The sequence below is a fragment of the Streptomyces sp. ATexAB-D23 genome (assembly GCF_000373645.1).
GTDB lineage: Bacteria > Actinomycetota > Actinomycetes > Streptomycetales > Streptomycetaceae > Streptomyces > Streptomyces castrisilvae.
Map to the genome: position 1 here is coordinate 229,106 of NZ_KB892004.1, position 9,430 is coordinate 238,535.

At 73.5% G+C, this 9,430-nt stretch carries 10 protein-coding genes; 8 read left to right on the forward strand and 2 right to left on the reverse strand.

Annotation, left to right across the window (positions count from 1 at the left end):
* The first annotated feature begins 184 nt into the window (after window positions 1-184).
* Together B082_RS0106825 and B082_RS0106830 are read left to right on the forward strand one after the other, a co-directional pair.
* Entirely contained in the window at window positions 185-586 is a 402-nt protein-coding gene (locus B082_RS0106825; protein WP_018551066.1) for a DUF1992 domain-containing protein, read from the forward strand.
* 30 nt (window positions 587-616) lie between these two features.
* Window positions 617-1,108 carry a GNAT family N-acetyltransferase gene (locus B082_RS0106830; protein ID WP_078622509.1) on the forward strand — a complete coding sequence of 164 codons (492 nt, stop codon included), beginning with the start codon at window positions 617-619 and terminating at the stop codon, window positions 1,106-1,108.
* An 8-nt stretch (window positions 1,109-1,116) separates the two neighbouring features.
* Here the strand turns inward: B082_RS0106830 and B082_RS0106835 are convergent, their stop codons facing one another.
* Together B082_RS0106835 and B082_RS0106840 are read right to left on the reverse strand one after the other, a co-directional pair.
* Window positions 1,117-1,944 (reverse strand): VOC family protein, encoded by an 828-nt coding sequence (locus B082_RS0106835; protein ID WP_026249503.1) that lies wholly within the window; start codon window positions 1,942-1,944, stop codon window positions 1,117-1,119.
* Window positions 1,945-2,108: 164 nt separating this feature from the next.
* Window positions 2,109-2,441 carry a DUF6479 family protein gene (locus tag B082_RS0106840; protein ID WP_026249504.1) on the reverse strand — a complete coding sequence of 111 codons (333 nt, stop codon included), beginning with the start codon at window positions 2,439-2,441 and terminating at the stop codon, window positions 2,109-2,111.
* A 206-nt stretch (window positions 2,442-2,647) separates the two neighbouring features.
* Here B082_RS0106840 and B082_RS0106845 point away from each other — a divergent pair, with 206 nt between their 5' ends.
* From B082_RS0106845 to B082_RS0106870, 6 genes are all read left to right on the forward strand, one after another.
* The gene (locus tag B082_RS0106845) at window positions 2,648-3,034 is read left to right on the forward strand and encodes a hypothetical protein (protein ID WP_018551070.1); all 387 of its coding nucleotides are present in this window, start codon (window positions 2,648-2,650) and stop codon (window positions 3,032-3,034) included.
* Window positions 3,035-3,128: 94 nt separating this feature from the next.
* Window positions 3,129-3,701 carry a 2Fe-2S iron-sulfur cluster-binding protein gene (locus tag B082_RS0106850; RefSeq protein WP_018551071.1) on the forward strand — a complete coding sequence of 191 codons (573 nt, stop codon included), beginning with the start codon at window positions 3,129-3,131 and terminating at the stop codon, window positions 3,699-3,701.
* Window positions 3,698-4,684, forward strand: a complete 987-nt coding sequence (locus tag B082_RS0106855) for an FAD binding domain-containing protein (RefSeq protein WP_018551072.1) — start codon at window positions 3,698-3,700, stop codon at window positions 4,682-4,684. Before B082_RS0106850 ends, B082_RS0106855 begins: the two co-directional genes overlap by 4 nt.
* Before the next feature lie 10 nt (window positions 4,685-4,694).
* A complete protein-coding gene (locus B082_RS0106860; RefSeq protein WP_018551073.1) occupies window positions 4,695-6,794 on the forward strand; it encodes a xanthine dehydrogenase family protein molybdopterin-binding subunit in 2,100 nt (699 codons plus the stop codon).
* Between the two features lie 190 nt (window positions 6,795-6,984).
* Window positions 6,985-7,518 carry an ATP-binding protein gene (locus tag B082_RS0106865; RefSeq protein WP_018551074.1) on the forward strand — a complete coding sequence of 178 codons (534 nt, stop codon included), beginning with the start codon at window positions 6,985-6,987 and terminating at the stop codon, window positions 7,516-7,518.
* A gap of 190 nt (window positions 7,519-7,708) precedes the next feature.
* Window positions 7,709-9,121 (forward strand): NADP-dependent succinic semialdehyde dehydrogenase, encoded by a 1,413-nt coding sequence (locus tag B082_RS0106870; RefSeq protein ID WP_018551075.1) that lies wholly within the window; start codon window positions 7,709-7,711, stop codon window positions 9,119-9,121.
* Window positions 9,122-9,430: the final 309 nt, after the last annotated feature.

Here is a 9,430-nt window from a genome sequence, read left to right on the forward strand (position 1 = left end):
CCGTTCCGGCCGGGCGTGAAGCCCGTGTACCCCTGTGAACGCGTTCGAGACGCACCCGGCGCGCGTTCCTCGTATCGCGTGCCGGGCACGGCCCCTGGCACCGCCCCGCGCCGAACGGGCCGCGCGGGGCGCCTCGGTAGGCTTGAGGGGCCGCAGCAGGAGCATTCCGAGAGGGGCGAAACACGTGACAGAGCGCAAACCCGCGGGTGTCAGCTTCGAATCCTGGGTCGATCACCAGATCCGGGAGTCCGAACAGCGTGGTGACATCTCCCGGCTGCCGGGATTCGGAAAGCCCCTCGAAGCGCTGAGCGCCCCGTACGACGAGGCGTGGTGGATCAAGGCGAAGATGCAGCGCGAAGGGGTGTCGGTGCTCCCGCCGGCGCTGGCGCTGCGCAAGGAGGCCGAGGACGTGCTCGCCCGCCTGCCGAAGATCCGGACGGAGGCCGAGGTGCGCCGCGTGCTGACCGAGGTGAACGAGAAGATCCACGAGGCTGTCCGGCGTCCGCCGCCCGGACCGCTGCTCAACCTCCGGCCGTTCGACGTGGCGGCCCTGATCGAGGAGTGGCGCGAGGCGCGCGCCTCCTGAGACCGGCGGCGGATGCGTAATACTCGCTCCATGAGATCAAGCGTTACGCCTTCGCGCCGGGGCGAGCCCGGCGGTCCGGTCCGCATCCGGCGGGCGACCGCGCGGGACGCCAGGCGGCTGACCCGCCTGGTCCGGTCCTCGCGGGCGTACGAAGGCCCGTACGCGCCGATGGTCGCCGGATACCGGGTGGGTCCCGACTACATCGAGACGCACGCGGTCTTCGCGGCCGTGCAGGAGGCCACGCAGCGGGTGCTCGGTTTCTACGCGCTGGTCCTCGACCCGCCCGAGCTGGACCTCCTCTTCGTCGCCGACGACGCGCAGGGCACCGGAACCGGACGGCTCCTCATCGGCCACCTGCGCCAGGAGGCGGCCGCCCGCGGGCTGCCCGGCGTACGAGTCGTCTCGCATCCCCCGGCGGAGGGCTTCTACCTGCGGGTGGGCGCGCGGCGGACCGGCACCGTACGGGCCACGCCGCCCGCCGTGATGTGGGACCGCCCCGAGCTGTTGCTGCCCGTCGCCTGAGGCGTCTGTCAGGCCGGTCCGGCGTCGGAGGTGCGGTGGACGTCCGTGACGGTGAACAGTCCGCCGTCCGGGTCGGTCAGTGTCGCCTCCCGGCCCTCGGCGCGGGTCAGCTCCTCCACGAGCGAGCCCCCGTGCTCCCGCGCCGCCCCGATCGTGACGCCCACGTCGGCCACGGGAAAGTTCACCTGCCAGTGCGGGCGGACCAGCGGGTCCGGGGCCGCCTCGACCGCGCCCGAACCGATCCGGGCCAGCTGGCGCCCCCCGCACTCCACGACGACCTCGTCCTTGGCGTACGCCACCTCGCAGGCGCCGGGCCGGCCGCTCGCCCAGTCCAGGACCTCGCCGTAGAAGATCGCGGCGTCGAAGGCGCTCCGGGTCCGCAGCCGCAGCCAGGCGTGCGCATGGTCGTCCGGGGCGGGCGGTGACGTCGCCGGCGCGGTCCGCTCCCAGATGCCGAAGCCGGCCCCGTCCCGGTCGGCGGCCAGCGCGCCGCGCCCCTTGCCGAGCGTCAGCGGCCCCACCGCGACCGTGCCGCTGCGCTCCCGGATGCGGGCGGCGGCCACATCGGCGTCCCGGACGGCGAAGTACGGGGTCCAGGCGACCGCGACGCGGAAGGCGGTGGCCACGGCGCCGATGCCGGCGACCGGGACGTCGCCGCGGCGGGCCACCGAGAATTCCTGGCCGAGCCTGCCCGGCCGGAAGGACCAGCCCATCACCGGACCGTAGAACTCCTGGGCGGACCGCAGGTCCCGGGTCATGAGATTGACCCAGCAAGGAGCAGCGGACCCGGTCAGAGCCGCGCGCGCGGGCGCCGTGCCGGAGGTGCTTGGGGTCATGGTCGTACTGCCTTCATCGGGAGTGCGGCAGGTGTGCCGGGCCTTCGGGGCCCTCACCAGCCTCACCGCGGGCGGCCGCTCCCGCAACACGCGGGGCCGCCGCCCGGCGCCACCGCCGCGGGGCCGGGGCGGCCGGCCGCCGGTGCCCGGGACCCCCGGCGGGGTCAGTCGCGCTTGTCGTCGTCCTCGTGCCGGATCGGCTCGTTGCCGCTCTCGCCGAGCTCGTACGGCGAGAGGCCCCTGCCGTCGGCCGGGAAGTGGTCGTCGCCGTGGACGTCGGCCTGCTCGACGTGGCTGCGGTGGTCCGGGCCGACGGGCTGCTCGTCCGGGCGGGGCGGGGGCAGCTCCTGGTCGTGCCGTCGCTTGCCCAGCCAGAAGGCGCCGATCAGCATGGCCACCAGGAGCACGCCGATCACGGCCATCACGACTCCGGTCGCCCCGCGTCCGTCCGCGAGGGTGACTGCCAGGGAATTCAGGGCTCCATCCGAAACGTCCATGCTTGCCGGATACCCCAGGAGGAAGACGTCACTCGGAGTGGAGATCGAATTCATGTTTTAAGTGGATATGAGGATGAAAATGTTTCGTTCCGTGTCCGGCCCCGCCCGGCCGCCGGGCACGGGTGGTCCGGCCCCTCGTGTCGCACCCGCCTGCCGGCGGGGTGAGCCTGGAGGTGACGGCATTGCCCTCTTCGGAAGGAGCAGCGGTGAACAGCACACAGCAGCAGGCGTCGGAGGACCACCACGACCAGGAGGTGTCGGTGGTCGTCAGCGGCTGCCCGGAGGGCGACGCGCGTACGGTCTTCGACGTGCTGCGGGCCGCCTTCACCACCGACCGCTCCTCGACCGACATCCCCCACGAGGTCGCGGACAAGCGGCCCACCGCGTGGGCCGCCACCGTCGATGTGTCCGAGGCCCGGACGGTCTCGGGCTCGGTCGCTCTCTCGGCTCCCGTCACGGCCGAGGTGCAGGGCGGCTACCAGGCCGTGGACCGGCTCCGGCAGGGCCTGGCCGACGCCTTCGCGGTCCGCGTCGTGGGCGCCGTCTCGGGGGACCAGGAGGAGGAGGTCCGGCTTCGGCTGGACAACAAGTAGGCCGAACGCCCGCAGGCGGCCCCGGCAGCGCACCGAACGACGGTTCACATCTGGTAGAACTCGGACAAAGTGACCTCGTTGAAAGGTGTCGCACGTGGACCCGACCAGTGGGTGGGAGGGCGGCGCCGGCCAACCGCAGGCGCCCGGCGATCTCCCCTCCGCCACCCTGACCCTGCACGTCAACGGCGCGGAACGCACCCTGACCCTGGACCACCGCACCACCCTCCTGGACGCCCTGCGCCACCACCTGGACCTGACCGGGGCGAAGAAGGGCTGCGACCACGGCCAGTGCGGCGCCTGCACGGTCCTCGTGGACGGCAGGCGCGCCAACAGCTGCCTGCTCCTGGCCATCACCCAGGAAGGCTCCCGCATCACCACCATCGAGGGACTGGCGGACGGCGACCGGCTGCACCCCCTCCAGGAGGCGTTCCTGGACCGTGACGCGCTCCAGTGCGGCTACTGCACACCCGGCCAGATCTGCTCCGCAGCCGGTGTCCTCGCCGAGGCCGGTCAGGGCTTTCCCTCCCACGTCACCCCGCACGACGCCCCCGTGGGCGCCCCGGCCCGGCTCGACGCCGAGGAGATCCGCGAGCGGATGAGCGGCAACCTCTGCCGGTGCGGCGCCTACCCCCGCATCGTCGAGGCGATCGAGGACGTGGCGCTGTGAAACCCTTCGCCTACCTGCGCGCCGCATCCGTCACCGACGCGGTCCGCGCGTGCGCCGCCCACCCCGGGGCCAGATTCCTGGGCGGCGGCACCAACCTGGTCGACCTGATGAAGCTCGGCGTGGAGACGCCCGGCATGCTCGTGGACGTGAGCCGGCTGCCGCTGGACCACGTCACGGACACCGCCGACGGCGGCCTGCGCGTCGGCGCCACCGTGCGCAACGGCGACCTGGCCGCCCACCCCGCCGTGCGCACCCGCTACCCCGTCCTGTCCCAGGCCCTGCTCGCGGGCGCGTCCGGGCAGCTGCGCAACATCGCGACCACCGGCGGCAACCTCCTCCAGCGCACCCGCTGCACCTACTTCCAGGACGCGTCCAAGCCCTGCAACAAACGGGAACCCGGCACCGGCTGCCCCGCCCGCGACGGCGCCCACCGCGACCTCGCCGTCATCGGCCACTCCGAGGAGTGCGTCGCCACCCACCCCTCCGACATGGCCGTGGCGCTGGCCGCCCTGGACGCGGACGTCGTCCTGCACGGACCGGACGGCGAACGGACCGTGGCGGTGACCGGCTTCCACCGGCTGCCCGGCGACAACCCCGACGCCGACACGGTCGTCCGGCCGGGCGAACTCGTCACCGAGGTGCTGCTGCCGCCCCCGCCCGAAGGCGCGGTCAGCGTCTACCGCAAGGCCCGCGACCGCGCCTCGTACGCCTTCGCCCTGGCCTCCGTCGCCGCCGTCCTGCGCGTACGCGACGGGCACATCGAGCACGCGGCGCTGGCGTTCGGCGGACTCGCCCACCGGCCCTGGCGGGCCCGTACCGCCGAGCGGATCCTGCACGGCGCGCCCGCCACCGACGCCACCTTCCTGCGGGCCGCCGACGCCGAACTCGCCGCGGCCCGCCCACTGCGCGACAACGCCTTCAAGGTCCGCCTCGCCCGCCACCTCGTCGTCGACGCCCTCGCCGAACTCGCCGCCCGACCCTAGGACCCCCGCCATGAGCCAAGCCCCCCAGCCACTGGGCGCCCCCGTCGTCCGCCGCGAGGGCCGGGACAAGGTCACCGGCGCCGCGCGCTACGCCGCCGAGCGCGGGCTGCCCGGCTGCCTGTACGCCTGGCCCGTGCCCGCCGCCGTGCCGGCCGGCCGGGTCACCGCCGTCCGTACCGTCGACGCCCTCGCGCAGCCCGGCGTCCACAGCGTCCTGACCCATGACAACGCGCCCCGCATCCAGGAGCCGGACGACCCGATCCTCGCCGTCCTCCAGAACGACCGGGTGCCCCACCGCGGCTGGCCCGTCGCGCTCGTCGTGGCCGACACCCTGGCGAGCGCCCGCGCCGGCGCCCAGGCGCTGCACATCACTTACGAGACCGCCCCGCACGACGTCGTGCTGACCGAGGACCACCCGGGCCTCTACACCCCGGAGAACGCCAACGGCGGCTATCCGGCCGTCCGGGAACGCGGCGACTTCGACCGGGCCTTCGAAGCGTCCCCCGTACGCATCGACGCCACCTACACCCTCGGCGCCCTGCACAACCATCCGATGGAACCGCACGCCTCGACCGCCCACTGGTCGCCCGACGGCCATCTCACCGTGTACGACTCCAGCCAGGGTGCCACCACCGTGCGCGACACCCTCGCCGCCGCGTTCGGGCTGCGGACGGACCAGGTCACCGCCGTCTCCCAACACGTCGGCGGCGGCTTCGGCTCCAAGGGCACCCCGCGCCCCCAGGCCGTGCTCGCCGCGATGGCCGCGCTCCACACCGGGCGCCCCGTCGAACTCGCCCTGCCCCGGCGCCAGATGCCCGCGGTCGTCGGACACCGCGCGCCCACCGTGCAGCGCGTCAGGCTCGGGGCACGGCCCGACGGAACCCTCACCGCTCTCGCCCAGGAGGTCGTCACCCACACCTCCACCATCAAGGAGTTCGTGGAGCAGGCCGCCGTCCCGGCCCGCGTCATGTACGGCTCACCGAGCAGCCGCACCACGCACCGGGTCGTCGCCCTGGACGTCCCGACCCCCTCGTGGATGCGCGCCCCGGGCGAGGCCCCCGGCATGTACGCCCTCGAATCCGCCATGGACGAACTCGCCGCGGAACTCGGCACCGACCCCGTCGAACTGCGGCTGCGCAACGACCCCGCCGACGAACCCGACTCCGGGAAGCCCTTCAGCAGCCGAGGTCTGGCCGCCTGTCTGCGCGAGGGCGCCGAACGCTTCGGCTGGCACGAGCGCGACCCCGCCCCCGGCACCCGCCGCGAGGGCGCCCTGCTGATCGGTTCGGGCGTCGCCTCCGCCACGTACCCCGTCTACGCCGCCGCCTGCCACGCCTCGGCGCACGCCGCCACCGACGGCTCCTACCGCGTCGCGGTCAACGCGACGGACATCGGCACCGGGGCCCGTACCGTCCTCGCGCAGATCGCCGCGGACGTCCTGCGCACCCCGCTGGACAACCTGACGATCGACATCGGCGACAGCGACCTGCCCGACGGGCCGGTGGCAGGCGGCTCCTCGGGGACCGCCTCCTGGGGCTGGGCCGTGCACAGGGCGGCCTCCGCGCTCGTCGAACGGCTCGACGCGCACAGCGGGCCGCTGCCCGACGGGGGAGTGACCGTCACCGCCGACACCACCGAGGAGACCGCCGAGGAATCCCCGTACGCCCGCCACGCCTTCGGGGCGCACTTCGCCGAGGTCGCCGTCGACACCCGCACCGGAGAGGTCCGGATGCGGCGCATGCTCGGCGTCTTCGCGGCGGGCCGCATCCTCAACTCCCGTACCGCACGCTCCCAGTTCATCGGGGGCATGACCATGGGGATCGGCATGGCGCTCACCGAGGGCAGCACCCTGGACCCGGTCTTCGGCGACTTCACCGAACGCGACCTCGCCTCCTACCACGTGCCCGCCTGCGCCGACGTGCCCGGCATCGAGGCGCACTGGATCGAGGAGGACGACCCGCACCTCAACCCCATGGGCAGCAAGGGCATCGGCGAGATCGGCATCGTCGGAGCCGCCGCGGCCATCGGCAACGCCTTCCGGCACGCCACCGGCGTCCGGCTGCGCACCCTGCCGCTCACCCCCGACCGGGTGCTCACCCGGCTGCCCTGACCGCCGAGCGTCCCCCGGATGCGCGAACGCGCCGGTCACCGGGGGTGCGCGCCCCGACGTGTTGCGCGAGCGGCCCAGCCGGGTCACCCTGTGGAGTGACCCAGAAGAGACATCTGCTCACTCTTCGTATTCGGGGGTCGTTGGTTCAACGGGGCGAAGAACGTGGGCCTCGATGTGAGGAGCCTCGACGATGACCGTTCCACTCGACCGGCACTATCTGGTCGAACTCCAGGTTTCCGCGGACCGTGTGGACCAGCTGCGACGGATAGTCGCCGCCCACCTGCGCCACTGGAGTCTCGAACTCCACATCCGGCCCGTGTGCCGTGCTGTGGAGGAGCTGCTGACCAATGTCCAACGGCATGTCGGTGACGACAACCGCTGCGTCGTCGAACTCCGCTGGTCCGGACGGCACCTCACGGTCTCCGTCGCCGACAACGGTTCCGAGATGCCGCGCCTGCTCCACGAGGGCGGCGGCCTGAGCCGGATCATGGCCCTCAGCGACAGCTGGGGCACCTGCCGGACCGCCGAGGGCAAGGTCGTCTGGTTCACCCGGTACGCCCAGGAGCCGCAGCACATCGAGCTGGTCCCGCTGCCGCCGCTGCCCGGCGTCCGCGAGTCCCGCCGCCCGCCGGCCGTGGTCGCGGAGATTCCCGAACCCGTCCCGGCGGCCGGCGACGAGACCGTCCACGTCCACACCTCCGACGCCGCCCCCGCCCTGGTCTGAGGCGGGGCCCGGCCCGGAGCCGCCCACCGGCCCCCTCACCGCGGCCCCCGGCGCGGATCGCGTGCGCGCGGTACGCATGATCCGCTCCGGCCGGGTACGCGGTGGCGGGGCCGCGGTGTGCCCCGGCCCGCGTTGCGGCCCGGCGCGCGGCGCGGCACGGTCGAGATACCGAGGCAAGGAGGCCACAGTCATGCCCATCGCGACGGTCAATCCCGCGAACGGGGAGACACTCAGGACGTTCGACGCGCTGGAAGCCGACGAGATCGAGCGGCGGCTCACTGCGGCCGACGCCGCCTTCCGCGAGTACCGCACCACCGGATTCGCCGAACGGGCCCGGCTGCTCGACCGGGCCGCCGACCTCCTCGACGAGGATCAGCAGGACATCGCGCGCACCATGACCCTGGAGATGGGCAAGCCGGTCTCGGCCGCCCGCGCCGAGGCCGCGAAGTGCGCCAAGGCGATGCGCTGGTACGCGGCGCACGCCGAGGAACTGCTCGCCGACGAGCACCCCGCGCCCGCCGACGTCGAGGACTCCGGGGCCTCCCGCGTCTTCGTCCGCTACCGGCCGCTGGGCCCGGTGCTCGCCGTGATGCCGTGGAACTTCCCGCTCTGGCAGGTCGTGCGCTTCGCCGCCCCCGCGCTCATGGCCGGCAACACGGGGCTGCTCAAGCACGCGTCGAACGTGCCGCAGACCGCGCTGTACCTGGGCGACCTGTTCCGCCGCGCCGGCTTCCCGGCCGGCTGCTTCCAGACCCTCCTGGTGGGCTCCAAGGCCGTCGAGGGCATCCTGCGCGACCGCCGGGTGGTGGCCGCCACCCTGACCGGCAGCGAACCGGCCGGACGCTCCGTCGCCTCCGTCGCGGGCGACGAGGTCAAGCACACCGTCCTGGAACTCGGAGGCAGCGATCCCTATCTCGTCCTGCCCTCGGCGGACGTCGCCAAGGCCGCCCGAACCGCTGTCACCGCCCGCGCCCAGAACAACGGGCAGTCCTGCATCGCCGCCAAGCGGTTCATCGTGCACACCGCCGTGTACGAGGAGTTCGCCGAACGCTTCACCGTCGGCATGCGCGACCTGACCGTCGGCGACCCGCTGGAGGAGTCCACCGACGTCGGACCGCTCGCCAGCGAGCGGGGCCGCGCCGATCTGGAGGAGCTGGTGGACGACGCGGTGCGCCGGGGGGCGAGCGCCCTGTGCGGCGGCGGCCGGCCCGGGGGACTGCGCGGCGGGCTGGAGAACGGCTGGTTCTACGCCCCCACCGTGCTCGCCGGGATCACCGCCGACATGCGTATCCACCACGAGGAGACCTTCGGCCCCGTCGCCTCCCTCTACCGGGTGGACAGCCTGGACGAGGCCGTGGAGCTGGCCAACGACACCCCGTTCGGGCTCAGCTCCAACGTATGGACCCGCGACACCGAGGAGACCGAGCGCTGCGTCCGCGACCTGGAGGCGGGCGGTGTCTTCTTCAACGGCATGACCGCCTCGCACCCCGCGCTGCCCTTCGGCGGCGTGAAGCGCTCGGGCTACGGGCGCGAGCTCGCCGGACACGGCATCCGTGAGTTCTGCAACGCCACCACCGTGTGGTTCGGCCCCCAGCCCCGGTGACCGCACACGTGCCCCGTTATCTTCTTCGCGGCCCTGCAAGAGGGCCGCTGGCCTCCGGGCCCGGCATGACTGTTGCCCCCTGTCGAAGTCGATGACCTGGGGGGTGGTGTCACCGGGTCCGGGAGGTGCCGTCGGAGACGCTGATCAGAGGTCCGGCCGCCATCCGGTCCGGTGCAACGCCGGACAGCTCGCGGATGGCAGGTCTGCATAACGTGGATGCGCGAGCACGACACCGATGCCGAGGCCGGCACGTTCAACATCATGGGAGGGGCGCCATGTCCGACACCGAAGACGTGGGCGTGTTCCTGG

Coding starts and splice junctions, on each gene's coding strand:
- B082_RS0106865 (WP_018551074.1), top strand. CDS start 6,985: ATGACCGTTCCACTCGACCGGCACTATCTGGTCGAACTCCAGGTTTCC.
- B082_RS0106870 (WP_018551075.1), top strand. CDS start 7,709: ATGCCCATCGCGACGGTCAATCCCGCGAACGGGGAGACACTCAGGACG.
- B082_RS0106860 (WP_018551073.1), top strand. CDS start 4,695: ATGAGCCAAGCCCCCCAGCCACTGGGCGCCCCCGTCGTCCGCCGCGAG.
- B082_RS0106830 (WP_078622509.1), top strand. CDS start 617: ATGAGATCAAGCGTTACGCCTTCGCGCCGGGGCGAGCCCGGCGGTCCG.
- B082_RS0106835 (WP_026249503.1), bottom strand. CDS start 1,944: ATGACCCCAAGCACCTCCGGCACGGCGCCCGCGCGCGCGGCTCTGACC.
- B082_RS0106840 (WP_026249504.1), bottom strand. CDS start 2,441: ATGGACGTTTCGGATGGAGCCCTGAATTCCCTGGCAGTCACCCTCGCG.